This is a genomic window from Mesorhizobium sp. C416B (assembly GCF_030323165.1).
In the GTDB taxonomy this organism is placed as follows: Bacteria; Pseudomonadota; Alphaproteobacteria; order Rhizobiales; family Rhizobiaceae; genus Mesorhizobium.
Window position 1 is genome coordinate 2,458,896 of record NZ_CP100471.1, and the last position, 24,090, is coordinate 2,482,985.

Annotated in this window: 23 protein-coding genes and 3 pseudogenes; 8 read left to right on the plus strand and 18 right to left on the minus strand. The window is 60.1% G+C overall.

Translation table 11 applies throughout. From position 1 onward, the window contains the following. The first annotated feature begins 31 nt into the window (after window positions 1–31). Entirely contained in the window at window positions 32–1,381 is a 1,350-nt protein-coding gene (gene hemN / locus NLY43_RS12085; RefSeq protein ID WP_023716336.1) for an oxygen-independent coproporphyrinogen III oxidase, read from the plus strand. A gap of 236 nt (window positions 1,382–1,617) precedes the next feature. On the opposite strand, the gene queE is transcribed toward hemN, so the two are convergent. Genes queE through queC form a run of 3 tightly spaced genes read right to left on the minus strand, consistent with a single transcriptional unit; the run spans window position 1,618 to window position 3,403 of the window. Next, the gene (gene queE, locus NLY43_RS12090) at window positions 1,618–2,352 is read right to left on the minus strand and encodes a 7-carboxy-7-deazaguanine synthase QueE (protein ID WP_023713158.1); all 735 of its coding nucleotides are present in this window, start codon (window positions 2,350–2,352) and stop codon (window positions 1,618–1,620) included. Continuing rightward, window positions 2,349–2,705, minus strand: a complete 357-nt coding sequence (gene queD / locus NLY43_RS12095; protein ID WP_023673552.1) for a 6-carboxytetrahydropterin synthase QueD — start codon at window positions 2,703–2,705, stop codon at window positions 2,349–2,351. The genes queE and queD overlap by 4 nt, the downstream gene beginning before the upstream one ends. Continuing rightward, on the minus strand, window positions 2,705–3,403 hold the full coding sequence (queC, locus tag NLY43_RS12100; RefSeq protein ID WP_023685556.1) for a 7-cyano-7-deazaguanine synthase QueC: 699 nt from the start codon (window positions 3,401–3,403) through the stop codon (window positions 2,705–2,707). Before queC ends, queD begins: the two co-directional genes overlap by 1 nt. A gap of 561 nt (window positions 3,404–3,964) precedes the next feature. Here queC and NLY43_RS12105 point away from each other — a divergent pair. Next, window positions 3,965–4,354, plus strand: coding sequence for a hypothetical protein (locus NLY43_RS12105; RefSeq protein ID WP_023673549.1), 390 nt, complete (start codon window positions 3,965–3,967; stop codon window positions 4,352–4,354). Between the two features lie 56 nt (window positions 4,355–4,410). Beyond that, window positions 4,411–4,575, plus strand: a complete 165-nt coding sequence (locus NLY43_RS12110) for a hypothetical protein (RefSeq protein WP_023685557.1) — start codon at window positions 4,411–4,413, stop codon at window positions 4,573–4,575. A 147-nt stretch (window positions 4,576–4,722) separates the two neighbouring features. Here the strand turns inward: NLY43_RS12110 and NLY43_RS32740 are convergent, their stop codons facing one another. The 3 genes and pseudogenes from NLY43_RS32740 to NLY43_RS12120 all read right to left on the minus strand — a co-directional run. Then, window positions 4,723–4,986, minus strand: coding sequence for a transposase (locus tag NLY43_RS32740; protein ID WP_023708069.1), 264 nt, complete (start codon window positions 4,984–4,986; stop codon window positions 4,723–4,725). A 50-nt stretch (window positions 4,987–5,036) separates the two neighbouring features. Next, window positions 5,037–5,632: pseudogene (locus tag NLY43_RS32745) on the minus strand (transposase); the annotation flags it as partial. A gap of 174 nt (window positions 5,633–5,806) precedes the next feature. Continuing rightward, a pseudogene (locus NLY43_RS12120) lies at window positions 5,807–5,908 on the minus strand (LysR family transcriptional regulator); the annotation flags it as partial. Window positions 5,909–6,481: 573 nt separating this feature from the next. Between NLY43_RS12120 and NLY43_RS12125 the strand changes: the two are divergent. Together NLY43_RS12125 and NLY43_RS12130 are read left to right on the plus strand one after the other, a co-directional pair. Then, the gene (locus NLY43_RS12125; protein WP_023673543.1) at window positions 6,482–6,757 is read left to right on the plus strand and encodes an acyl carrier protein; all 276 of its coding nucleotides are present in this window, start codon (window positions 6,482–6,484) and stop codon (window positions 6,755–6,757) included. Further along, on the plus strand, window positions 6,758–7,963 hold the full coding sequence (locus NLY43_RS12130; protein WP_023707447.1) for a beta-ketoacyl-[acyl-carrier-protein] synthase family protein: 1,206 nt from the start codon (window positions 6,758–6,760) through the stop codon (window positions 7,961–7,963). Window positions 7,964–8,281: 318 nt separating this feature from the next. On the opposite strand, the pseudogene NLY43_RS12135 reads toward NLY43_RS12130, so the two are convergent. The 5 genes and pseudogenes from NLY43_RS12135 to bluB all read right to left on the minus strand — a co-directional run. Continuing rightward, a pseudogene (locus NLY43_RS12135) lies at window positions 8,282–9,156 on the minus strand (IS1380 family transposase); the annotation flags it as partial. A 700-nt stretch (window positions 9,157–9,856) separates the two neighbouring features. Beyond that, complete coding sequence (locus tag NLY43_RS12140) at window positions 9,857–10,111, minus strand: helix-turn-helix domain-containing protein (protein WP_031197535.1); 255 nt, start codon at window positions 10,109–10,111, stop codon at window positions 9,857–9,859. Window positions 10,112–10,562: 451 nt separating this feature from the next. Beyond that, window positions 10,563–12,383, minus strand: a complete 1,821-nt coding sequence (glmS, locus tag NLY43_RS12145; protein ID WP_023707023.1) for a glutamine--fructose-6-phosphate transaminase (isomerizing) — start codon at window positions 12,381–12,383, stop codon at window positions 10,563–10,565. 512 nt (window positions 12,384–12,895) lie between these two features. Next, window positions 12,896–13,138 carry a hypothetical protein gene (locus tag NLY43_RS12150; RefSeq protein ID WP_198025552.1) on the minus strand — a complete coding sequence of 81 codons (243 nt, stop codon included), beginning with the start codon at window positions 13,136–13,138 and terminating at the stop codon, window positions 12,896–12,898. 126 nt (window positions 13,139–13,264) lie between these two features. Beyond that, window positions 13,265–13,900 (minus strand): 5,6-dimethylbenzimidazole synthase, encoded by a 636-nt coding sequence (gene bluB, locus NLY43_RS12155; protein WP_023713007.1) that lies wholly within the window; start codon window positions 13,898–13,900, stop codon window positions 13,265–13,267. Between the two features lie 1,017 nt (window positions 13,901–14,917). Between bluB and NLY43_RS12160 the strand changes: the two genes are divergently transcribed. Next, window positions 14,918–15,232 carry a hypothetical protein gene (locus NLY43_RS12160; RefSeq protein ID WP_023707027.1) on the plus strand — a complete coding sequence of 105 codons (315 nt, stop codon included), beginning with the start codon at window positions 14,918–14,920 and terminating at the stop codon, window positions 15,230–15,232. A 1,136-nt stretch (window positions 15,233–16,368) separates the two neighbouring features. Continuing rightward, on the plus strand, window positions 16,369–17,124 hold the full coding sequence (locus tag NLY43_RS12165) for a Crp/Fnr family transcriptional regulator (protein WP_023731597.1): 756 nt from the start codon (window positions 16,369–16,371) through the stop codon (window positions 17,122–17,124). 538 nt (window positions 17,125–17,662) lie between these two features. Here the strand turns inward: NLY43_RS12165 and NLY43_RS12170 are convergent. The 7 genes from NLY43_RS12170 to panB all read right to left on the minus strand — a co-directional run bounded on the left by NLY43_RS12170 (window position 17,663) and on the right by panB (window position 22,938). After that, complete coding sequence (locus tag NLY43_RS12170) at window positions 17,663–18,628, minus strand: hypothetical protein (RefSeq protein WP_023713801.1); 966 nt, start codon at window positions 18,626–18,628, stop codon at window positions 17,663–17,665. 179 nt (window positions 18,629–18,807) lie between these two features. Further along, window positions 18,808–19,218: a DUF2285 domain-containing protein gene (locus NLY43_RS12175; protein WP_023713010.1), complete on the minus strand. Its 411-nt coding sequence runs from the start codon at window positions 19,216–19,218 to the stop codon at window positions 18,808–18,810. A gap of 58 nt (window positions 19,219–19,276) precedes the next feature. Then, on the minus strand, window positions 19,277–19,651 hold the full coding sequence (locus NLY43_RS32490) for a transcriptional regulator domain-containing protein (protein ID WP_352461172.1): 375 nt from the start codon (window positions 19,649–19,651) through the stop codon (window positions 19,277–19,279). Between the two features lie 22 nt (window positions 19,652–19,673). Beyond that, the gene (locus NLY43_RS12180; protein WP_023707030.1) at window positions 19,674–20,306 is read right to left on the minus strand and encodes an acyl-homoserine-lactone synthase; all 633 of its coding nucleotides are present in this window, start codon (window positions 20,304–20,306) and stop codon (window positions 19,674–19,676) included. A 92-nt stretch (window positions 20,307–20,398) separates the two neighbouring features. After that, window positions 20,399–21,124: a LuxR family transcriptional regulator gene (locus NLY43_RS12185; protein ID WP_023673631.1), complete on the minus strand. Its 726-nt coding sequence runs from the start codon at window positions 21,122–21,124 to the stop codon at window positions 20,399–20,401. A 93-nt stretch (window positions 21,125–21,217) separates the two neighbouring features. Then, a complete protein-coding gene (gene panC, locus NLY43_RS12190; protein ID WP_023713013.1) occupies window positions 21,218–22,081 on the minus strand; it encodes a pantoate--beta-alanine ligase in 864 nt (287 codons plus the stop codon). After that, window positions 22,078–22,938 (minus strand): 3-methyl-2-oxobutanoate hydroxymethyltransferase, encoded by an 861-nt coding sequence (gene panB, locus NLY43_RS12195; RefSeq protein ID WP_023707031.1) that lies wholly within the window; start codon window positions 22,936–22,938, stop codon window positions 22,078–22,080. The genes panC and panB overlap by 4 nt, the downstream gene beginning before the upstream one ends. Window positions 22,939–23,100: 162 nt before the next feature. Between panB and NLY43_RS12200 the strand changes: the two genes are divergently transcribed. After that, the gene (locus tag NLY43_RS12200; protein ID WP_023673634.1) at window positions 23,101–24,069 is read left to right on the plus strand and encodes an NUDIX hydrolase; all 969 of its coding nucleotides are present in this window, start codon (window positions 23,101–23,103) and stop codon (window positions 24,067–24,069) included. Window positions 24,070–24,090: the final 21 nt, after the last annotated feature.

Genomic DNA, 24,090 nt, shown 5'->3' on the forward strand with positions numbered 1-24,090 from the left:
TTCGGGCGAGGCAAACACGGTGGACCACGACATGCGACAAAAGCTAGTTGCCAGATTTGGCGAGAACGTCCCGCGCTACACGAGCTACCCGACCGCGCCGCATTTCAATGCAAGCGTTGACGCTACCGTTTGTCGTGGCTGGCTACAGCGGTTCGATGAGGGCGACGAAATCTCGCTCTATCTGCACATCCCATACTGCGACAAGCTTTGCTGGTTTTGTGCCTGCCATACCAAGCAGACACGCCATTACGAACCGGTGACGATCTATCTCCGCTCATTGCATGCCGAGATCGCTACCGTCGCCGGTCTTGTTGGAGGCAAAGGTCGTGTGCGTGCCGTCCATTTCGGCGGTGGTTCGCCGACCATGCTCAAGCCCGAAGATATGGTGGCGCTGGGAACCGCCCTGCGCAACAGCTTCGGCTTTCTTCCCGGCGCCACGATCAGCGTTGAAATCGAACCCAACGATATGGACGATGCCCGCCTCGATGCGCTTGCCGAAATCGGCATGACCCGTGCGAGCCTCGGCGTTCAGGATTTCGATCCGAAGGTGCAAAAGGCGATCAACCGCGAGCAGAGCTTCCTGCAGACCAAGACGGTCGTCGACGGCGTTCGTTCGCGCGGCGTCGAATCCGTCAATCTGGACCTGCTCTATGGTCTGCCGCACCAGACCAGGGAAAGCGTCGCTTCTACGGTCACGCAGGCACTGACCCTGGAACCGGATCGGATCGCACTGTTTGGCTACGCGCATGTACCGTGGTTCAAGAAACATCAGACGATGATCGACGAGGCCTGGTTGCCGGGTCCGGCGGAGCGCTTTGCCCAGTCGCAACTGGCTGCACAGGCGATTGTAGACAATGGATACGAGGCAATCGGGCTCGACCATTTCGCCAAACCAGGCGATGCGCTGGCGATTGCGGCACACACCGGGACTTTGCACCGGAACTTTCAGGGCTACACGGACGATTGCTGCGAAATCTTGATCGGGCTCGGCCCGTCATCCATTAGCCAGTTTCGGCAAGGCTATGCGCAGAACATGCCTTCAACCAGCGAATATAGACGCATGGTTGATGACGGCGGGCTGGCCGCTGTTCGGGGTATCGCACTTTCCAACGACGACCGCGTTCGCGGCTGGATCATCGAACGTTTGATGTGCGACTTCGCCTTCTCGGCCATCGATTTGGTGGAACGCTTCGGCGAGGCCGGCCAGAGGCTCCTCCTTCAGTCAAGTTCCATGGCCCTCCACGATCCGGTTCGATTGCTTGAACTTGATGGCGACAGATTCGTTGTGCCGGCTGAAAGTCGCCCTTTCGTCCGAAGCATCGCGGCCAGGTTCGACAAATATTTCGAAGCTGGAACGGCCAGGCACTCGGCGGCAGTCTGAGCACTCAGAGGAACGGTCATGCCTCTCAGTCGATCATGGACCGCGGTACGTTTGTTGATCGGCGACCGTCTATCGAGACAAGATTCTGAGCGGACCAGACGCGTCTTGGCGCAGCGACGATATCGTCCGCTCGAGCCCTGCCTGTCGGATCATGGTTGTCGGCGACAGCTCCCTTCGACCTGAACCACCCGTTCACCCGAATTCTGCCGGCGCAGTTCCAGTGGAAAGGGCCTGGGCTAGACGGCTCTCTTGTTACCCCAGAGCACAACGTGCAGCTGCGGCAGCACGCGGGCCTCGAACCATCTGTCGCGGGTCACGCTGTCAACCAGCCACTCCATGCGCTTCAATATTCCGTCAAGGTCGACAGGCGCGTCATCATTTGTGGGGTGTGGCGGCGTGTGATTGCCGGGCTGCAGATAGATCGGAAGTTGCGGAAATTGCGCAGCGGCGTCTTTCGCGTAGGTGTAGTCCCTTTCGTCGAAAACAATGAGCTTGAGCACGACTTGGGGCTTGCCTTGTGCCGCCTGGAGGCACGCCTCGACAGCGGCCCAATCTGTCGTCATTTGGCTTGACGGCGGCTTTGGGCTGAGGATCAGCACGTCAAGCTGCGCAAACCAGTCCCTGGCAAGCGACCCTTGGGTTTCCAGCGCAAAACGGTAACCGTCACCATGGCCCCGGTCGATGAGCGCGCCGAGCGGCTGGATGGCCGGATTGCCGCCTGATAGCGACACCATCAGCGGGCGGCCACCGGAAAGGGCAAGCACATTTTTCCACACCGCCCCAACGGACATCATCTCCCATTCATGGCGGAATTGATTGTCCACAGCATGGAGGCTGTCGCACCAGGAACAGCGATAGTCACACCCGCCGGTTCTGACGAAGATCGTCGGCAAACCTATGAGCACGCCCTCGCCCTGGATCGTCGGCCCGAAAATCTCGCTAACGCGGATTGCGGGATGAGTATTCGTCATGGCCGGTATTCCGCCCAGGTTTTCGGCGTTTCGCTCACCCGCACGGCCGCGGTTTCGCTCAGGCGTGCCTTGCACCAGTCGTAGAAATGTCTGGCCAGATATTCCGCCGTGACTTGCTCGTGTCCCAGCACGTCGTTGAGATGCCGGTGGTCGAAGCTCTCGTCGATGTAGCGTTTGAATGGCGCCAAGTCGTGGTAGTCGCGCACGAAGCCGTGATCGTCCAGTCCATCCGCTGAAAGCTCCACTTCGACGATGTAGTTATGTCCGTGCAGGCGCGCGCATTGGTGATCGGGTGGCAATGAGGTGAGCTGATGCGAGGCTGAGAAGTGGAATTCCTTGGTGATGCGGAACATTACGCGGTGGTCCTTCGCAGCGCTCCGAGCCAGAAGTCGGAGTCCTCATACTCGGTTGGGTCCGGGTGCCCAGCGATGTGAAACGCCTCACGCCGCTCGACGCAGGTCCCGCACCTCCCGCAATGACGCTCGGTGCCCTTGTAACAGGACCAGGTCTGCGCAAACGGCGTGCCGTATGTGGCTCCATCCGTAACAATGTCCGCCTTCGTCAGGTTCACATAGGGTGCATAAAGGCGAATCTGCGCGTAGCCGTCGAGCGCGTGGTCCTGCATCATCTGGAAAGCGTCGATGAAGGCCGGACGGCAATCGGGATAGACAACGTGATCCCCACCATGCACGGCCGTCGCCACTGCGTCAGCGTCTTGCGCTGCGGCGAGGCCGAAGGCAATGGCCAACATGATGGCGTTCCGGTTGGGCACCACCGTTATCTTCATCGTGTCTTCGGCATAGTGCCCGTCGGGCACGTCCACATTGTCGGTCAGCGCGGAGCCGGAAAGGTCGCCGCCGATCTCGTGGATATCGATGATTCGCTGCGGGACACTCAGGCGCTCCGCGCAAAGGGTGGCGAAGCCCAATTCCTTCCTATGCCGTTGGCCGTAATCGAACGATAGCAGGCCGGTCAGCTGGTGCTCCGCTGCCACCTTGTGGGCAAGAGTAACGGAATCCAATCCGCCGGAGCAGACGACGAGAGTCTTCATCGTTGGGTCCTTGTTTTAACCGGGTAGGCTGCGACCGGAGATTTCTCTGCGCTCCAGTACTTCAGGAAAACCATTTTGTGAAGTGAACGGAGACCAATTCGTGCGCTTGCGTGCGATGCGCAAAAAGCCTTCGCGGTGAGCTGCAAGGACACGGACTGACGAGACGTCACCCTTCAGCGGAATGCTCAAAGTCGAACGCTTCTCGGGGACAAAGTTCTCGACGAGCAGAGCCTGTCGGTCCCGAGCGCCGAGCGACGCCATTGCAACGGTTTCGGAGTACAAAGCCGAGATGGGCTTGCCGCAAACAGCTCACTTACCAGGGATGTTCAGCGATGCCGAAATCCAGATATCGGGGTGGATTATGAGATCAATTGTCGCGACAGCTTTGGCTGGCCTGCTCGTCGCGCTTCGTAGATGCAGCGCATTCCACGTCAGGATCATTTTGATGAGCACGCCCTCAATGGATAACCGGCGAACCCTGAATAACCGGTCGTGAGCCGACATCTGTGAACAAGCGGTGTGGTCGATTGCAATCACCCATGTCTTGCGCACAGGTACCTTATGGCAGTGGATGAACTGAACTTGATGGTTTTACAGATGGCAGTCGAAAGCGTCCGCTCGCTCTCGTTGAGCTTCGCTGAAAAAGCCGCCGAGATAGCCACCAGGAGCCGCGGCAGCCTGCTTTTCAACGTGCGGATCGACGGTGACGCGCAGGTCCAGCGGGTCGCAGCCATCCGATATCACGGCGGCCAATTCGGCGTGCTGGCGTTAGACGGACACGGCCTAGTTACCCACTATTGCATCGTTAACGGTATGTTCTCACATTACATTGCGGCCTTGGAGAGCTGGCACAGGATGCCCCTGTCGATGCAGGCCAAGATGGATGCCAACGGCAATGCCCGTCTCTTCGTAGCGGCGTTGCGGGATGCCGGACATATGCTGGGCACCTAGCATTTGGCCAGAGTGCATCTCTGAATTTGCAAGTGCATCACTGCGATGGCGCCGGCATGATCGTCATGCTCGAAAAGGGCTGCGGCGGCCGCGGCAAAGCGGTCGCCGCGATGATGGTGTCAACGGCGTTGCATCGATGCGAGCGTTTAGAACAGAGGTCTCCTCCTGGCATCGAGCGCATGCAAGGAGCTACGCAAGCGCAAATGTATCAAGTATTTTGAAGGGACGACCCCTCATGCATACTTAGCTGCGATGCTCGGGCGGCATAAGCCTCGTTGCCATCTAGCCGCCTTGATGCACGGCGATAAGCTTTTGACGGCCTGAAGCGACGCTGTGGTCGCCGTTGCGGTGCTTTTCCACGCGCCTCGTCAGGCGCCGGGATTGCTCCGGCGTGATGGCAGGCGGGGGACGAAGCGGATATCGCCACCGTGGGCGCCGACCTCGACCCGCGCGATGATGCGCTCGACGCGGCTCCAACTAGCGGCGCCGTCAACGAACTTCTTGAACCTGCGGACCTTGCCTCTCTTGGCCGACGCTTCGAAGCGTGCTGTCGTGCTGGCCTCCAGATCCGCCACATGCTTGCGCAGGGTCGTGGTGGGCGCGAGGCCAAAGATGAAGTCGACGCGCAGCACCAGTCGATGACCTGGGTTGCAATAATGGCTATCCCCGCGGAGCAGGATTGAATGTTCGGCCAGTTGATCCGGATCGCCCGCACCAGACGGCGCAGGTGGGGGCGGATCTCAGCCCCACTCGGCCGCTTGGCCGGTCGCAGGATCGCGCTGACGAACCGTCCCGCACCATCGAACACGACGATCGGCTGGAAGCCGTACTCGTATGGTGGGCATTGAACAGGCGAAGCTGTTGGCCTCCGTGCACAGCGTCGAAGGTGTCGTCAATGTCGAGTACGATCCGCTTCGGCACTTGCCGGAACGAGGCGCAATAGAGATCGACCATCGCCCGTCCCATCGCGACCAGCTCCCGCACCCCGGGTAGGTTCTCCAGCCGGCACAGCGTCGATTGCGACGCCAGATCCCGACCCGACGGCAGCGCATCCTGGGCCATCTTGAAGACCGGATCGCGGCGCAGCCGGTTGGCGTCGTTGCCGTCCTCGTAGCCGGCGCCGATCATCTTCATGCGAAAGTCGATCATGTCCGCCAGGCTGTGGACGACCTGGTCCGGGCAGCGCGGATCGTCGATGCAACGCGCCAGACGCTCGGCCACCCGCAACCGCTTTTCCACCTCGGCCAAGGCCAGAACGCCGCTGTTGGACGACAGCATGCCGCCGTCGAAACGGGCGACGACGGACTAGCCGCCGACTGATGACAAACCGCTCAGCGGCAGCGCAAGATCGTTCATGGTGCGTGTGGTCTCCGGGAAATTTCGGATCGGCTTAAGCAACCAAATCCTACGTCATTTCAACGGGCTTGCGCCACATCCACCAACCCCCATGAATTTGGTTAGGTTGATGCTGCGTGCCGCCGCCGTGAGGCCGCGCTCGCTAAGCAGCGCGTCGAGAACGACGAGAAGATTCAGATCGAGCCCTTTGAAACGCATGTCTTAGCTATCCATAGCGTGGATGAATTTGATTGAAACAAACGATTTTACCAATTTTCCGGAATGTCGCATGGACCTGGCAGGACCTCACGTGCGCCGATCACTGCCTCTATCGCGTGGCGAGTCCCTTGAGAAGAGCCCGAAAGAGGAAATCTGTCGCGTGCGGTGGAGATTGTACTGGGAATGAGAGGCAGCGCTCCAAATCATGTCGAACTCTCCGACGAATGGCGACCGGTACATAGTTGATCGCAACTGGTCCGGAGCTATGAAACATCTCGATTACATATGAGGTGCCGAGTGAATACGCTGACAGCACCCACCGTCGCAGCGTTTAGCTGACGTTTGACGACGGTTCCTATCCATTTACACGCAGATTCTTGATGTGCTGGCGCAAAAGCGGGAGGCCGGCGACTTTTCTTCGTCATCGGGCTGACGCCGCAGAAGCCGGAACTCGTCCGGTTCCTATGGGCATTGGGCTTGGTCGGCGCACAGGCTCTATGAGGGGCAATTTTGGCAACGCGACGCGACTCGGGTTTTGAACGACGCTGAAAACGCAAGCTGGAAAGGAACAAGATGGCAGATCAACTCGCCAACGAAATAATCGCAATGATCAAGAAGCGCGCCGCGTCGGAGGGCGGCATAGCGCCTGCCACGGGCGGCGAAATAACGGCTGCCACGGGATTGACTTCGCTCGGTATCGATTCACTGGGATTGGCGGACGTTCTCTGGGACCTGGAGCAGGCCTACGGCATCGAGATCGAGATGAATACGGCCGAGGCATGGTCGGATCTCCAGAACGTTGGGGGCATGGTGGAAGCCGTGCGCAGCTTGCTCCCTACGGGGGTGTGAATGGACAGGCGCGTCGTGATTACTGGGATTGGCGGGATTTGCGGGCTTGGAACCAACGCCGCCGCCATTTGGACAGAGATGCGAGAAGGCCGCTCCGCCATCGGCCCAATCGTCAACTCCGAGTTCCATGAATTGAGGGTCAGGATCGGTGCCGAGATCAAGGCCCTGCCGGAGCATGACATCGATAGCAAGCAACTCATCTCCATGGACCGCTTCAGCCTGCTCGCTGTGCTTGCGGCGCGCGAAGCCATGCGTCAGGCCGGACTTTCCTCCAAAGAGGGAAATAGCTATCGCTTCGGTGCGACGGTGGGCGTGGGCGGCTGCGGGTGGGATGCGATCGAGCAAACCTACCGCGCCATCCTTCTGGGCGGTAAGCGTGCCGCTCTCTTGACTGTACCCAAGGCAATGCCGGGTGCCGCTGCCGGCCAGGTCAGCATGAGTCTCGGCCTGCGCGGGCCGGTCTTCGGCGTCACGTCCGCCTGTTCCTCGGCAAACCATGCGATTGCCTGCGCGGTGGACCAGATCAGGCTCGGCCGGGCCGACGTGATGCTTGCCGGCGGCAGCGAAGCGCCGCTCATATGGGGTGTGCTGAAGGCATGGGAAGCGATCCGCGTGCTTTCGCCCGATACTTGCCGGCCATTCTCGGCCGATCGCCAGGGCCTGTCGCTTGGTGAAGGCGCCGGCATGGCGGTGCTGGAAAGCTACGAGCATGCCTTGGCTCGGGGCGCCACCATCCTTGCCGAAATTGCCGGTGTCGGCCTTTCCGCCGATGCGTCCGGCATCGTCGCGCCGACTGTCGAGGGGCCGGAGGCAGCAATGCGGGCCTGCCTTGCCGATGCCAGGCTGGACGCCGAGGATGTCGACTATCTCAACGCGCACGGCACCGGCACCAAGGCCAACGACCAGATCGAGACGGCGGCGATCAAGCGCGTCTTCGGTCAGCACGCCTTCTCAATGTCCATTTCTTCTACCAAGTCCATGCACGCGCATTGCCTCGGCGCGTCCGGCGCGCTCGAGTTGATCGCCTGCGTGATGGCTATCCGCGAGAGCGTCGTCCCGCCGACTGCCAATTATCGTGAGCTGGACCCCGATTGCGATCTCGACGTCACGCCCAATGTGGCACGCGAGCGCAAGGTGCGCGTGGCACTGAGCAACTCCTTCGCCTTTGGCGGCACGAACGCGGTTCTGGCGTTCAGGCAGGTGTAGAAGCCATGAAAGATGCTTCCGGCAACATTATCTCTCGCATCCAGATGCTTGCCGGATAACCTTGTGAAGGGCGGGTCATTGACCGCCTCGGCGAATGCGGGAAGTGGCAGCGGAAGATCGAGGATCCGGGGGTATCGTCTTTGCGGAATTCTTAACTGTTGAACCGGCTTGGACGTACCGCCGCCCCGTAAAAGGTAAGCGAGGCCATGCGGGCTCGGCTTGAGGGTCTGAAGCTGTACACGACAATGTCTGGAAGCCGCAGGGTCGGCTCTGCGCCCGTTATAGTCGCCTGAGTGCTGCCGGCCCGGCCGCGCCGCGGGCGCCGTCAACGAACTTCTTGAACATGCGGACCTTGCCTCTCTTGGCCGACGCTTCCAGGCGTGCTGTCGTGCTGGCCTCCAGATCCGCCACATGCTTGCGCAGGGTCGTGGTGGGCGCGAGGCCAAAGATGAAGTCGACGCGCAGCACCAGTCGATGACCTGGGTTGCAATAATGGCTATCGCCGCGGAGCAGGATTCGAATGTTCGGCCAGTTGATCCGGATCGCCCGCACCAGACGGCGCAGGTGGGGGCGGATCTCAGCCCCACTCGGCCGCTTGGCCGGTCGCAGGATCGCGCTGACGAACCGTCCCGCACCATCGAACACGACGATCGGCTGGAAGCCGTACTCGTATGGTGGGCATTGAACAGGCGAAGCTGTTGGCCTCCGTGCACAGCGTCGAAGGTGTCGTCAATGTCGAGTACGATCCGCTTCGGCACTTGCCGGAACGAGGCGCAATAGAGATCGACCATCGCCCGTCCCATCGCGACCAGCTCCCGCACCCCGGGTAGGTTCTCCAGCCGGCACAGCGTCGATTGCGACGCCAGATCCCGACCCGACGGCAGCGCATCCTGGGCCATCTTGAAGACCGGATCGCGGCGCAGCCGGTTGGCGTCGTTGCCGTCCTCGTAGCCGGCGCCGATCATCTTCATGCGAAAGTCGATCATGTCCGCCAGGCTGTGGACGACCTGGTCCGGGCAGCGCGGATCGTCGATGCAACGCGCCAGACGCTCGGCCACCCGCAACCGCTTTTCCACCTCGGCCAAGGCCAGAACGCCGCTGTTGGACGACAGCATGCCGCCGTCGAAACGGGCGACGACGGACTAGCCGCCGACTGATGACAAACCGCTCAGCGGCAGCGCAAGATCGTTCATGGTGCGTGTGGTCTCCGGGAAATTTCGGATCGGCTTAAGCAACCAAATCCTACGTCATTTCAACGGGCTTGCGCCACATCCACCAACCCCCATGAATTTTTCAGGCTGGCAGAGAGGGTGCTTGCGGTGCACTCACTGACACGAGATCGCAAATGGAGGCGCGTGACCACCAGAACTGGCGACACCCAAGGTGGTCCGCTGGACCCGCAGGAGGAACCACAAGGTGTCAGCGGGCAGAGCGCAAGCGAGTCCCTACTTCGATCTTTCTAGAAGCGCGCCGGCAGCCTGGGCGGGGGGCTTGGGGGTCAGACTGCCGGCGCACGCCACTCACGAAGAGCGGCCCCTTTTCCTGGTTCGAACGCCCATAGTCAACCCGGAAACGTCAGGATGCCCGCCATGTTACTTTCAGAGCGGCGCGACTTCGCCATGGTGGACGATTCAGCCTAGGAGTAGCCACTCTCGTAGGCCGAGTTGATGCTCAAGCCAGCATCGCCTTGCCGAACTAGGAAGAGTTCGCCGTTAGTCCTTCGTCGCGAGCCGATGCCGTCGTGCACGTTTCGTAGCACTCCGGGCGGCTATATCGCTTTGTTGTTCGGTGAGCTGCGCCAGAAGGCATCGCATCAATCAATCAAGCGTCGACATCAGCCGCAAGCTTCACATCACAACAGCTAGTCCACCCATTGCAGATCATCCGATCTGTTCAGGCGGCGTCCGAAATGTCCAACTCCGACTCAAGAATTCCCACAGGTATGGAAAGCGATTTCGCTATCCGATCCCGATAGCCCTTGCTGTACCTCAGACCTCGCTCGATGTTTTGGATTTCCTCAGCGGCCAGCCCGCACGCGACGGCCAGGTCGTCGATCGAATATCCAAGGTGCTCGCGATAAGCGCGGACGATGTGGGTTCCCTGGGACATAGCCGTCAAGACTGGTTCGGGAATGCGCGAATCCTTCATAAACATCTCCAAGAACTGGGAGCTCCCTCGGAGATTCCTCCCGAGGCGCACACCTAGCAAATAAAAAAAATGGTCGTCCATTCGGCCGAACCGGCCTCATGCATGGGATGGGCCGCTGAATTGGCCGGGCTGGAATATGGCGGCTCACCTGCTTCTGATCAAGTATCAAGACTGCCCGTGCTGAGAGCCTGGTCGGCGTAGCGCATGCGACCTGCGATCCTTCGTGGACCATTCTCGCCGATGGCTTTCTTGAACAGCAACTCGAACTTTCGGCACGGACACTGCTTCCTTCGGCAATCTCCACCGGCGAGGCAGCGAAAGACCCGCTCGTAACCGCTACCGAGTTTCGCAATTGCAGCAAACAATGGTCATCTGGTTTCATCCGGGCTTCGGATCCAGACAAGGGGTACCGCTTTCCTGGAGGCGCATCGCCACCTGTACAGGTTCACAATCATTCGACCGTGACCGATTTTGCGAGATTGCGCGGCTGGTCTACATCCGTCCCCATGAAGAGCGCCGTGTGGTAGGCTAGAAGCTGTATCGGGAGCGAGAAGATCATTGGCGCGATAATCTCGTCGACAACCGGCAGCACGAGCGTGTGCATGGTTTCGAGTTTCGATACGGCTGCCCCTTTTTCATCGGTGATGAGGATAATCCGCCCTCCACGGGCAGCCACTTCCTGCATGTTGGAAACGGTCTTGTCGAAAAGACGGTCATGGGGCGCGATGACGATCACCGGCATGTTCTCGTCTATCAAGGCGATCGGCCCGTGCTTCAATTCACCCGCTGCATAGCCCTCGGCATGGATGTAGGAAATCTCCTTGAGCTTCAGCGCACCTTCCATCGCTAGCGGGAAACTGGTGCCACGGCCGAGATACAGGACGTCACGACACTTTGACAGTTCGCGCGACAAGAACTCGATTTCCGGCTGGATGCTCTCGAGTACGTGGCCCATCACGCGCGGCAATTCGGCGAGGCTCCTGACGAGCTCCTGCAGCTCGTCTTCGGGGACCGTCCCGCGGGCTCTGGCGGCGCCGATGGCGAGTGCTGCTAGAACGGCAAGCTGGCAGGTAAAAGCCTTGGTAGAGGCGACGCCGATCTCCGGTCCGGCAAGGATCGGGAAAACCGTATCGGCCTCGCGAGCGATGGTCGATTCGCAGGCATTGACGATAGCGCCAATTTTCAGCCCACGCTCCTTGCAGTACCTCAATGACGCAAGCGTATCGGCGGTTTCGCCGGACTGCGAGATGAAAAGAGCTGCCGACTGCGGCGGCAACGGGATCTCGCGGTAACGGAATTCGGACGCAACGTCGATTTCAACCGTCAGGCGCGCATAGCGCTCGAACCAGTATTTTCCGATCAGTCCGGCGAAATAGGCGGTTCCGCAGGCAGAGATCGCCAAGCTCGGGACCTTGGCGAAATCAATGCCAGGAACCATGTCGCGACTGTCTATGATGTTAATGTAATGACGGAGAGCATGGGCGATGACCTCGGGCTGCTCGTAAATCTCCTTCTCCATGAAGTGGCGATGGTTGCCCTTGTTGGCCAGATCGGCCGCGGCCGTGGAGATATGGAGCGGACGCTCGACGGGACGGCCGTCGACATCGAAGATATGGGCGCCCGAATTGCCGACAACGGCCCAGTCGCCGTCGATGAGATAGGTAATTTCATTGGTGAAGGGAGCAAGGGCGATCGCGTCGGAGCCCAGGAACATCTCGCCGTCGCCGTGACCGATCGCGAGCGGTGGCCCGTTGCGCGCCGCCGTGATGGTCGACGGTTCATCTTCGAAGAGGATGGCAAGCGCATAGGCGCCCTTGACGCGTTTCAGCATGGCACGCGTGGCCTCTTGCGGCCTCATGCCCTCTCGGCGGTATCTTGCCAAGAGATGCCCAACGACCTCGGTGTCGGTGTCGGTCTGGAACTCGGCGCCATCCGCCGCCAATTCGTCCTTCAGCTCGGTGAAGTTCTCGATGATGCCGTTATGGACTACGGCGACACCGTCGCTAAAGTGCGGGTGCGCATTGCGTTCGGTCGAGGCCCCGTGGGTTGCCCAACGCGTGTGGCCGATGCCGACGTTGCCGCTCAGCGGCTCTTCCTTCAGTCGCCTCTCGAGGTTGACGAGCTTGCCCTCGGCGCGCCGGCGGTGCAAGGCACCCTCGATGATCGTCGCAACGCCGGCGGAATCATAGCCGCGATATTCCAAACCCTTCAACGCGCCGATCAACCGATCCGACACCGGCTGTTGCCCAACGATGCCAACAATCCCGCACATGTTCGTCTCCGCATCTTTGCGGGCAGCACCAGCCCACGCGAGACGGATACCCGTCCGGCCGCTTTAAGTGGCGGCCTTGTAGTAGAATTCCATAATATTGGTAAAATTGATTGTTGTGATAACTACCATCCACCCGATGGATAGGTCGGCCGCTGTGGAGCCACGACCCAAACTTCTATTCGCGCCTGACGCTCTTATGAGGATCGCAGACTCACACCCGCGGCAGGATCACGGCCTCGGAAAGGCCAGGAGGCCTTGGACAGTGGACGGACGACGGGCCTGCGGCCCCTTGTCAGGCAGTCGGCATCTAGGAGCATGGTGCCGCCGACTTGGGCATCGGCGATGGTCTGTCTTGGCGACAGCCTGAGTTCGCTTCAGGACCGTCGTCGTCTCGCGCGGCTGCCGGTGTCAGTTGACGATAACAAATGTCCGCCGGGGGCGAGCGCCTCGCGCACGGCACGTGCCAGCCGCGGTCGGTCCGGGACGCCGTCGAAGGCGTTGGCCGTGAAGACTCACGGGGCGTGACACCAGAGTAGCGAGTTCGTAGCGCGTAGCCGGCGACGAATTCGCAATTGGTCGCGCCGGCGCCGGTCAGCCGGCGCTGCGCGGCCTCCAGCTGGTCGGCGTAGTGCGACGACATGGCGGGTGATCGTGGCGATCGGCACAGCCGCCCCGCAACAGAGGTCGACCACCTCCATGCCCGGCTTCAGCCCGGTTGTCGCAAGCGCCATCTTCGCTGCGGTCGCGCTTGTCATGCTGCTCTTTCCTGGCCTTTGCAAGAACACGAACCTCGGCTTCGGTTGGAATGGCAATGTGGCGAAGGGCGACCCGATCTGCGTCAAGCTCATCGCCAGGGAAGAGGCGAATGATGAGCAGCCCCACTATCGCCTGATCACCACCGGCGGCCGCCGATGTTCCCAGCATTCGCGTTCCAAGGTCGGCATGTCGTGCTCCTCGCTGGCATAGCCAAGGCAGAAATAGCCGATCAGCGTCCATTCGGGCGGCGTGTCGAGAATTTCGGCCATCTCGGTCGCATCGAGGATCGACACCCAGCCCATGCCGATGCCCTCCGCCCGCGCCGCCACCCACAGTGTGTGCACTGCCATGACGGCCGAATAGTCGATGGTCGCCGCCATGGTCATGCGACCGAGCCCATGGCCTTGTCGGGTCGTGCGGTCGGCGAAGACCGCGAATTGACAGGGCGCCTCGTCGAGCCCGGCAAGCTTCAGCCGGGCATAGAGTGCGGCGCGCTCTCCCGAAAAGCGCGTGAGCGCCTCAGCATTGCAGCGCTCGAAGCAGTCTCTCACGGCAGTGCGCCGCTTGAGGCTCTCGACGACTACGAAGCGCCAGGGCTGGCTGAGGCCAACGGAGGGCGCAATGCTGGCGAGCTCGAGCAGGCGTTCCAGCGTACCCTCTGGCAGAGCCGTCGGCTCGAAGCGCCGCACATCCCTGCGCCAGCGCAGCAGCGTGATCAGCTCGGCGCGAAAATCGTCGGTGAAATCTGGAGGTGACGGCATGGCGGTCTCGTTAGGTATGGATTGGCATTAGGGAGTACAGTGTGGACAGCCTCTGCCTATTGCCAAGCTGGCTTGTTGCGTCCGACAATCGCGTCATGCGACCCCGACCGCAAACGATAGAAAAATCTTTCCTCGTGGGCGGCGCTATTACGATGCAATCGACCAAGCCAGTTTCGATCAGCTCGCACCGCGGTGAATCGTGTACCAGGCCGTTGCTAAATGCGCCATTGACACTCAGGCGCACCCGTATCGCTCACCAGGCCTCCGAATGCAGAGAACGTCGGCCTGGAACGCGGAGACAGCGACAGGCATCTCAGCTTGCATATACTCGTTCCTGCCGCATCGCCCGCAACTCAGTTTGCTTCCGACCACGTCGGCCTCGACGTCCCCGAAGATTCCCCAGGTCATTCGGCAGATACCATCGTCTGACGTCATAGCGCCGCAGCGGACAGCACCAGCTGCCCAGTTCCATTTGGTGCATCGCTGAGCTTCCAGTCGCCACCGCAATTTCGTCTTCCACCAGCGTCAGGCATGACCCAAATTGGAGCTCATCCCTCTCACAGTCGATTCGCGCTTGAACTATATGTTCTACTTTCGTTCACTGTTCGGACGGCACATTAGAAAGAGCTGGAATGGAATCTATCATCAGCCCTCGACAGCCGCCAAAGGTGGCCGCTGTTCAAGCCCGCCGAAAAGTTTGGATGCCGTTCACAAGGGGAGAGCATTGGTGGGACCATGCCGGCACCATCTACCTCTTTGTTCTTCTCGGGGAACATCGCCCGGGCCAGTGGTCTCAATCGTGACCGGAGAGTAAAAATAACTGACGCGCATCAGGGCTCGCGCATGTGGAACGAGATGAGCATCCCAGTTACTGGCACATTCTACAATCAGCTACCAATTGACAAAACGTAAGGCAGGAGACGGTTGAGACGTGGAAGGTGTTCGACCGTCGTACCGCAGAGTCGCCATAAGTCGCATTTACGAGGTCCTGATATTTGATGCAAATGGCTGGGAACGTTGCTCACCCTCAACTCGGAGGTGACCGTTACCATCAACAGCGGATGGGCTGGTGCCGTCATGAAGTTGGAGGGCGACTTTCCTCCTCTAGCCGTTTTCGCAACCTATTCCGTCGCCGTCTCGGTCAAGATCATAGATATCGGTGCCTACGACAGAGACCGGCCCGTGTACGTATGCGGGACCATTGCCCTTTCCGGAGGAACAGTCGACATCGCTGGCGATTGGAACACAGGCGCCTGTGTAGTTAGGGTCGCAGGATTCTTGGCCATGAGCGCTGCTGATGAAGGACGCCAGACCCAGAGCGACCGCGCCTAGACGATGAAACCGCATCAAACACCCGCCAGCCAACACCCAAGAAATCTTAGCGGGCATTTTAGCTCCATGCAATATTAGCGCTGGCTTGGGCGCCTATATATCACCACCAAGCTCCAAAGAGATAAGTTATTGCCCCACTGCAATGATCAAGATCGCGTTGAGGGTCGCGCGATGGCGGGCTACTTGATTTCGGTTTGGCAGATGCGCGGCCAAAGACCGACGCGTGCTGCCAGGCATATGCATCTGCGGCGGGGTTTGACTTTTGATATTGCGAGGCAGGAAGGTCGCTTGCTGTACAGAGGAGCTTATTGCCGAGGTCGAGAATCTTAGTGCCGATCGATGGTAGTGCATCCACATCAGTCTGATTTTCGACAGCCGTCGTCGAGCCGGAGTGCGCATCTCCCTCTGCGGTGAGGCCTCCGTAAGCGTCTGCGACGACCGACAGAGTCGACAACCACGCGCTTCGTTCAGCCCCCGAGGTGATCATGGCTGAAAGCGGTCCTACAAGGGCGGGCGATGTTAGCCGTCAAGGCCGACAAAAGGCAAACGCTGTGGGATCGTGTGCAGGGCGAGGTCGGCGTCCCGGTCCCGAATGAGCATAAGAAGGACAAGGCGGAATGGCTGAAGCCGGGACTGGTCGGCCGGGTCAGGAGGTCGAAGAGCGAAGAGAAGCTGCGCCACGCAAGGCTACCGGATTTCTGGGAGGATAACCAAAGAGCGCGGTCAGTCTTGGGTATATTGTACGATTGTTACCCAAGCGGCGGCCGGCATGGAACTCTCATCCTCGTGGAGCTAGGGTTGTGCTATGGCACAGCCCTTTCAATCCGCCCCAATGAGCGCTTCATTTCAGATGATCGTGGACCACTATGAGACAGCGGTTTCACTCCAGGAGCGCATTGTAACTCGCGCTCGACAAGTCGGCTTGGCGACCAAAAGCGATGACGAATTTCTGGAGCATCTGAATGCCGCGTTAGAGCGGGTGCGCCAAAGCTTGGCTCGGGCCGATTAACGTAATTGATTAAAAAATGGGACATCCGCGGTCGGCAGGCATACAGTGTGCCATCGACGGCAACTCTAAGGGCGTCCGTCGGCTGTGAGCGATCAACATGCTTCCGCCCCAATAGGGAGAGGGAGCTATGACAGACTCCAGTTCACAAACTCACACTGCCGCGCAACGCGACACCGGCCAAAATTCGATCTATCGCAATTCGCTGCTGCTACGAATGTGCTCGGCAGATTTGGCATTGCTGCAACCTCATTTCGAAAGCGTCTCCCTTGGGCTGAAGACGCATCTCGAAGTGGCGGGGTCACCAATCAGCACCGTGTACTTCTTCGAGAGCGGTCTCGGGTCAGTGGTGGGCGAGCTGCGGCCTGGTATCGAAGCTGAGATCGGAATCATTGGTTGTGAGGGCATGACCGGCTCAGCGCTTATCATGGGCGATGACCGGTCAACGCACGATTGTTACGTCCAATTAGAAGCCCGAGCCTTTGTTATCGACGCGGGCCTCTTCACCAAGGCGCTTCTGACAAGCCCAACCTTGCGAACCTTTCTGCTCCGCTACGTTCACTACTTTCACCTCCAGGCAAGCTTCACCGCGCTCAGCAATGCCCGGATGAACATAGTCGACAGGCTCTCAAGATGGCTGGTGATGTGTGATGATCGCGTCGACGGGAACAGCTTTGCGATTACGCACGAGTTCTTATCAGTTATGCTCGGTGTCAGGCGGCCCGGCGTCACCATAGCGCTGCAAACCTTGGAGGGCCAAGGTCTGATACGCTCAATGCGAGGAGAGGTAGTCATTCTTGATCGCGCGCGTCTAATTGCGCTGGCAGATGGGTCATATGGCAGGGCTGAAGCCGAATACGCTCGGCTAGTCGGCAAACTGCATTGATCGCAGGCGCCGCGGCGTCCGTAGCGCCGCGACGGTGATCGCCAACGAATGTGCTCGACAGGAGATGGTCGATCTCCTGCATTGGAGTCACGTAAGCCGCCTAGACAGAGCCTTCACCGCCGACGTTGCCGAGCATCGGGATCCAAGACGAAGCTGTCATGCCGGCACCGCTGCATGCGCCCCGCGAGGAACAAACCGCCCCTCGCCTTCGTTCAGGATCCCGAAGCACGATACGGCTGTGCACCACCTTCCGGCCACTCAAAGGAGACCCGAGACGACTTGGTCCGTAAAGGAGGTTTTCGAAGAGCATCTGAGGCTTCGCGCGGCAGGCGATATCGAGGAGGATCTCTTGGGCGCACTGCCATCTAACCTCGATTAAACAGGCACTGATGCGCTGGCTGGAGCAATGGCGAGACTCATTGCACCAGCCAAGTTCAGGGCATGTGCAGACAACCGCTTTTGGCCCGGAACAGATCGATTGGCGGCATAGCCTTATCTTTCCCTCACAACGGGAAGGCTGTTTCGGGACTTTTCGAAATCAGCGGATCACAGGCTCGCCATGGAAGCGGCGGCGCGATGGAGGAGAAACGCCGAAGCCAACTTCCATCATCAGCCGTGGCCTGTGCGACGGCACGGTGCCCATATGGAACCCGAACGGATCCTCGACGAAACCGAAACCGGCCATGCCGGTCAGCGTGACCGGACTCTGCTTGCCGTAGACGTCCAGAATCTCTTGCGCTGGATGGCCGACGACAAGCGTAAATTGGTGCTTGAGGGCACGGCGATCATGGCTGCCTCGAACATAGATATGCGGGCCGGTCCCCTCGTCGACGGGCACCAGATAGAAAAAGAACTTCAGCATCCGCCAGTCGTCCAGGTCGAAGTGGTATTTGCCGAGCGAAGCCAGGTTCTTGTCCGCGTCAGACGCCTGGCCGGTCGGGAAGCTCCACCAGACGCGCGTCGTGATCAGCGTCGCCTGGCCGCCGAGATAGTGCGCCGCGATATCCATGAGCAGCGGATCGTTTTGGATGGCAACGGCCGACTTACAGCCCAGAATGCGCTCGAAATAATGGCCGCTGAGCAACGGACGGCCAAATCGCGCCTCAGCCTCCGCATGCTCCGCCGGCATGAACTCGAGTCGGCGATCGAAATTGCCGAAACAAGGTGTGCACCTGGCGAATGCGGCTACATCTTCAGCCACCATTGCAGGCAGGACAAGGCCGGGAAAAAGCCCATCCATCCGCAGCGCGTCGATAACGTCGTGGCAATTGACACCGGCAAACATGGTGTCCTGGGCTCTTTGCGGCCTTCGGACCGGCTTTGCACCACGCCAGTGCATTCTCCGTGCCGGCATGGTGCGCGCTAACATGAACATGGGCAGCCACGCCGGGTTCTCGCGAATATCCGACAGGTAGGTCGGAATGCGTACGGCTATGCGACGCAGCATGCTGCCGTTTCGCGCGATTGTCTCAAGGCTTGCAGCGCCGGCTTTGTCGGAGTTCATAACGGTCATCGGGGTCCTCAGGTCATGAATGCACTTATCGACGAAGTTGGGTCCCGGTGTTTCGCCGAAACCCGATTCGCCGCGGAAGAACTAGGCGCTTGCCACGTTTTGTGCAACGCACCATTGCAGTGAGAAAATGGAGGTTGCGCGTTCGTATAAGACAATCGCAACCACTCCAATTACCTCAGGAACTGTCTGTAGCCGCCGCCCATCAGGTAGCGGCCGCGTTGGATGGCGCGACGTACCTGATCGCGAAGATGGCCGCCTGGATGACGCCAATCTTCTTCGACACGGCGTCTCCCGAACAAGGCAATGGCGACCTCCTGATGAGATGCTCCCGCCAGCGAGCCATCCAAAGCCTGCAGTACAATACGCAGACGCGCTCCGCGGTGTTCCGGCGGAAAGCAAGCAGCTGACACGCGGCGGCAATCATTGATGTCGTTCAGGAACTGAAGGGCAGCGACATGGAACTTGAGGTGCTTCGGCTGAAGGATTGCGTCGACATATAGCCGCAACGGGCGGAGGACGGACGCACCGGAAACGGCGATCTGCAGACTCCGGCAGTTCTCCCTCAGCAGCACGTGCTGCATGCCCGCAGCTGTCAGCAGGATGTCCTTGCAGCATGAGAGCGAAGAAAGGTGAAGCGGTTCAAAATCGTGGTCGAGCCCCAGCGGCTCCGCGGCCGCTCGTAGAATACAGGCGCAATCGCGCGGATCCCAAAAGACCCTCGCCGATGTAGCGTCCGACTGTGGCGCGTCCGCGAAAAAGGAGGCTCCATTGTCTTAGGAAAGCTGATTCTGTCGTCAACTCGATTATCTTCATGTCGGCCTGGGTTCCGACGAAGCAGGCGGACGGTGCCATTTTGGCGTGGTCGCGCTGGAATTGTGGATTGCGCCGAAGAAACTCCCAGGCCCAGCCAGTGCGTGGCAATCGTCTGGCGTAGTGGTAAGCGTCCTGGCGACGCCAGTCCGGCCAGCATACAAGGCCGACCGTCGCTTCCTTGGGCAAACCAGCATCCTTCATGGCACAGGTGTCCACAATGGCGCTATGCTGACGGGCCTAGAACCGGTTGCCACAGTACCGGTCCGCTCAGACGTCCCCTGCTGCGGATGCGCAAAAGGCTCGCGTGGGAAATCTCGAGAAACCCAGCCACCGCCTCCGTTTTGCCGACGCACTTGGGTTCTCCGATGCGCGACAATGGCCACGTAGCAAGGCGGAGGATCCGCTCCATGCGCGTGTCCGTCACCGTTACGATCCGGGTCAGATCCTTGGCCAAGCCGAACTCGATCATGCCCGCGAAGAGCTCGTAGGTCGCCTGAGCCAGCCCGCCCGCTGCCTTGGGCGCCGACGGAGGAAGATCGAGCGCGAAACGACTGCTCTCCCATATGTCGGTGGTCGAGGGCACGACGTCAGCACCCAGCAGCACCGGGAAGGTGTCGCGCAACATTGTGGGTCCGGTGCTGGGCAAAAGACGCACGCAACCGCGAATTCGCCAGTCGGATCCTTTGAGGAGCAGATAGACAGGCTTGAGAGCATCAAACGGATCGGATTCCATCTGGTCTTCGGTATCAACTTCCCAATCGAGCCTTTCCTTGAACACCCGAAACCTGAGCCCGTGCATCTCTTTGAGCTCGCCTGCAAAATCACTGTAAAAGTCTGGTGCTATCAGTTGCATCATGGTCGCCTCCATGTGGGATGTGTTCCCGCCATCGAAGGGCAAAGCTGACAGCGATGCAGCCTGTAGAGGTTTACAGGTATCGTGGCTGAGAATCAGGATCTCGTCAGGCCGGAGGCAGCCATTCGTGCAACGGCTTGGTTGATCGTTCGAACGCCAAACTTTGCCTTGGCGTTTTCCAGATGAAAGGTCACGGTGCGCTTTGAGACGCCGAGAAGCTGGCTAGTATCCCAAGCCGACTTGCCGCGCGCCGCCCATTTCAGACACTCGAACTCCCGCGGGGTGAGCGTTACACCATCCACCACGCGATGATCGGCGAGCCTTCGCCGGACATGGATATGAAAGTTGATGGCCACCAGCTGCAATGCTTTTTCGTAACGTGCCAGTGACCGCAACAGAGGCGGACGGGACTCGTCGGAAGCAAAGGTCAGGGCAGCAAACCGGCCGAGATGATCATGCATGGACATCGTCAGGCCGCCGCAGATGCCAAACTCAGCCGCACTCTCTAGAATTTGTTGCTGCGAATTCGGCAGACCGTGCCGAGCGCGATCCACACCCCAATCGAATGTATCCCAGCCTTGCAGCCCGCGCAGGATGACCGGATCGAGACTGTGGTACCGCTGTTGCAGATAACGTGACGTCCAGGATGAAGGATAGTTTGAAATCAATTGGGGGGCGTCGCCGGAGGCTGACGGGTAGGTGAAATAGGCGAATAGCGGGAAGTCGAAGCCGGCTGCAGCGGAGGCCATTGCCTCACAGAGATCGGCAGCATCAACACTTGCAGACAGTTGCTCGACGAAGTTCTCAAACACGCGATGCATGTGTCCTGTGCGTAACCTCCGTAACGCTCAATGCCAGGCAGAGACCTTGTTTTAGATGATCCCGGACGAATACGGCGCGTGCCGAGAACGTGGCTAATCTGTTGAACCAATCCGAAATAGTCTGACGTTGTCTATGAGCCGTGTGCCGCCGAGCCAGGCGGCGGCAAGCAACCGTGCCGGTCGATCGAGGCTTGTTATCGGGTGCAGATCTGCCTCATCGCGAAGTTCCAGGTATTCGACCTCGCGATAGCCTGCAGCCAGAATTGCTGCGCGAGATTCTGCAAGCGTTGGCAGGATGGGTGAGCCGCGCTCAAGCCGCTCAGCCGTCTTGAGCAGGACCGATGATAGCTTGGGAGCAACAGCGCGTTCCGCTGGCGAGAGCCGCACATTGCGCGATGATAGCGCAAGACCGTCGGCTTCACGGACTGTCGGACAGGCAACAATGGTGATTGGAATATCCAGATCCCGGGCCATGCGCCTGACCAGGTGAATTTGCTGAAAGTCCTTTTCGCCAAAGAAGCCGAAGTCAGCGCTGGTCTGCAGGAAGAGCTTGGCGACGACGGTCGCCACGCCGACGAAATGCCCCGGCCGGAATGTACCGCACAGGCCTTCGCTGACACCGCAAACCGAAACGGTGGTGGCGAAGCCCGCCGGATACATCTCCTCTGCATCTGGCGCATAAAGCAGGTGCGCGCCAACCGGTGCCAGTTTGGCGGCATCCTCGTCCTCGGTGCGGGGAAACGCGGCAAGATCGGCCTGGCTGTTGAATTGCTTCGGGTTGACGAAGAGCGTCACTATCACACGGTCTGCCTTCTCGAGTGCAGCGCGCACCAGGCTGAGATGGCCCTCATGCAGGACGCCCATCGTTGGCACCAGGGCTATCCTCACACCTTCGCAGCGCCATGCGGCGACGCTTTCGCGAAGCTGGTCAACGCTCCTGACGATCGGCACGCTCACGCTGCTTCTCCGCTCTTGGTGGCGTCCGTGTCGGCGGGCTTGGGCGCATCGGCAAACACGTGCTCTGCGGCGGGAAACTGGCGCTCCTTCACCTCGCGCGCATAGGAAGCGATCGCAGCCGCAGCCGCCTCCCGGAGTTCAGCATAGCGCTTGACGAACTTGGGCCGGAAGTCGCCGAAGAGGCCCAGCATGTCGTCGACGACGAGAATCTGGCCGTCACAGGCTGCCGAGGCACCGATGCCAATGGTCGGGGTCGCCACCTCCTTGGTGATCCGGCGGGCGAGCGCCTCAGGAACCTTCTCCAGGACGACCGCAAAGGCGCCCGCTTCGCCCACCGCAATTGCGTCGCGCCTGATGCGCTCGGCATCCCCGCCCCTGCCCTGTACGCGGTATCCACCGATGGTGTTGATGGCCTGCGGCGTCAATCCGACATGGGCCATGACGGGCACGCCGCGTGCGGCGAGGAAGCCGATCGTCTCTGCCATCGCTTCGCCGCCTTCGAGCTTGACGGCCGTGCAGCCGGTCTCGGCCATGACGCGCGCGGCATTGCGGAAAGCCTGCTCTGGGCTTTCCTCGTAGGAACCGAACGGCAGGTCGACCACCATCAGCGCCTGCTTGATGCCACGGCGCACCGCCTGGCCGTGCGTGATCATCATCTCCAGCGTGACACCGAGCGTCGAGGGCAGGCCGTGGAGAACCATGCCGACGCTGTCGCCGACGAGCACCACATCACAATGGGGATCGACAAGCCGGGCGACTGGGGTGGTGTAGGCGGTAAGGCAGACGAGCGGCGTCCCACCTTTGCGCGAACGAATATCCGGCGGTGTGATCGCCCTGGTGTCACCATAAGCGCTCATGGGACCCTCCTTCCCCTACGTTACCAGCTGCGGCTGTCGCCTTTGGCACATTTTTGTGCAGGTGCGAAGAGCAAAAAAATGGCCATGCAGCTGCGGGGTGTTGACGTGCCAATTGGCACGCTTACACTAAATCGATTAAGGTGCCCCCGAGTTGGCCAAATAATGGACGATCAGGCAATAGGACTCAGGAAAGACAGAGCCGCCGGCAAGGCCGACAACGTCAAAGTGGACTTGATCGCCTTTGTGGTCGCCGTAAACGGCAGTCAACCCTGTGTCCTCACCATCGGCCAGGCGGACACCTTGCCCTCCGGTCCCTTTGCGCTTGAGCACCGATCGCTGCAATCCGGCTTGAGGGGGTGGGTCGAGCAGCAAACCGGCCATCGGCTGGGGTACATTGAGCAACTCTACACGTTCGCGGATCGGGATCGCATCGGCGCCGAGCGCCAGCAGCGCGTCATCTCCATCAGCTATCTGGCATTGACGCGCAAGGAACAGGCAGCGGGCTCGCCCAAGTGCGGATGGCAGAGTTGGTATGAATATTTTCCATGGGAGGACCACCGCTCCGGCACGCCTGCGGTCGTGCTGGACGTTCTGCGGCCGCGCCTGATCGAATGGGCAAACGGGGTTGGCGATTCGGCCACGCGACGTGAACGCTGGCAGCGGGCGACGATAGCCTTTGGCTTCGACGACCGCCTTTGGAACGAGGAACTCACGCTTCAACGCTATGAGTTAGTCTACGAAGCAGGCCTGGTCCAAGAGGCCGTAAGAGGGCGGGACGCAGGACCCCCGCCGCTGGTGCCCAGCAAGTCCATGGTCGCCGATCATCGCCGCATCGTGGCGACCGGCATTGCGCGGCTGCGCTCCAAGATCAAATACCGCCCAGTCGTCTTTGAGCTGATGCCGCCGGTCTTCACGCTTTTGCAGCTGCAGCGAACCGTGGAGGCGCTCGCCGGCAGGCTCATCCACAAGCCGAACTTTCGCCGACTGATCGAACAGCAGGAGCTGGTCGAGGAGACCGGAGAGGCCACCACCGAGACCGGCGGCCGGCCAGCGAAGCTTTTCCGTTTCCGCCACGCCGTTCTCGACGATAGGCTCATCGCCGGGACAAAATTGCCGCTGGCGCGGGGTTGACATCCCTTATACTCACAGCAA

Excerpts from the sequence above, each read along its gene's own strand:
- hemN (WP_023716336.1), top strand. The coding sequence starts at position 32 with ATGCGACAAAAGCTAGTTGCCAGATTTGGCGAGAACGTCCCGCGCTAC.
- queE (WP_023713158.1), bottom strand. The coding sequence starts at position 2,352 with ATGACGAATACTCATCCCGCAATCCGCGTTAGCGAGATTTTCGGGCCG.
- queD (WP_023673552.1), bottom strand. The coding sequence starts at position 2,705 with ATGTTCCGCATCACCAAGGAATTCCACTTCTCAGCCTCGCATCAGCTC.
- queC (WP_023685556.1), bottom strand. The coding sequence starts at position 3,403 with ATGAAGACTCTCGTCGTCTGCTCCGGCGGATTGGATTCCGTTACTCTT.
- NLY43_RS12105 (WP_023673549.1), top strand. The coding sequence starts at position 3,965 with ATGGCAGTGGATGAACTGAACTTGATGGTTTTACAGATGGCAGTCGAA.
- NLY43_RS12110 (WP_023685557.1), top strand. The coding sequence starts at position 4,411 with ATGATCGTCATGCTCGAAAAGGGCTGCGGCGGCCGCGGCAAAGCGGTC.
- NLY43_RS12125 (WP_023673543.1), top strand. The coding sequence starts at position 6,482 with ATGGCAGATCAACTCGCCAACGAAATAATCGCAATGATCAAGAAGCGC.
- NLY43_RS12130 (WP_023707447.1), top strand. The coding sequence starts at position 6,758 with ATGGACAGGCGCGTCGTGATTACTGGGATTGGCGGGATTTGCGGGCTT.
- NLY43_RS12140 (WP_031197535.1), bottom strand. The coding sequence starts at position 10,111 with ATGAAGGATTCGCGCATTCCCGAACCAGTCTTGACGGCTATGTCCCAG.
- glmS (WP_023707023.1), bottom strand. The coding sequence starts at position 12,383 with ATGTGCGGGATTGTTGGCATCGTTGGGCAACAGCCGGTGTCGGATCGG.
- NLY43_RS12150 (WP_198025552.1), bottom strand. The coding sequence starts at position 13,138 with ATGACAAGCGCGACCGCAGCGAAGATGGCGCTTGCGACAACCGGGCTG.
- bluB (WP_023713007.1), bottom strand. The coding sequence starts at position 13,900 with ATGCCGTCACCTCCAGATTTCACCGACGATTTTCGCGCCGAGCTGATC.
- NLY43_RS12165 (WP_023731597.1), top strand. The coding sequence starts at position 16,369 with ATGACAGACTCCAGTTCACAAACTCACACTGCCGCGCAACGCGACACC.
- NLY43_RS12170 (WP_023713801.1), bottom strand. The coding sequence starts at position 18,628 with ATGAACTCCGACAAAGCCGGCGCTGCAAGCCTTGAGACAATCGCGCGA.
- NLY43_RS12175 (WP_023713010.1), bottom strand. The coding sequence starts at position 19,218 with ATGCAGCACGTGCTGCTGAGGGAGAACTGCCGGAGTCTGCAGATCGCC.
- NLY43_RS32490 (WP_352461172.1), bottom strand. The coding sequence starts at position 19,651 with ATGAAGGATGCTGGTTTGCCCAAGGAAGCGACGGTCGGCCTTGTATGC.
- NLY43_RS12180 (WP_023707030.1), bottom strand. The coding sequence starts at position 20,306 with ATGATGCAACTGATAGCACCAGACTTTTACAGTGATTTTGCAGGCGAG.
- NLY43_RS12185 (WP_023673631.1), bottom strand. The coding sequence starts at position 21,124 with ATGCATCGCGTGTTTGAGAACTTCGTCGAGCAACTGTCTGCAAGTGTT.
- panB (WP_023707031.1), bottom strand. The coding sequence starts at position 22,938 with ATGAGCGCTTATGGTGACACCAGGGCGATCACACCGCCGGATATTCGT.
- NLY43_RS12200 (WP_023673634.1), top strand. The coding sequence starts at position 23,101 with ATGGACGATCAGGCAATAGGACTCAGGAAAGACAGAGCCGCCGGCAAG.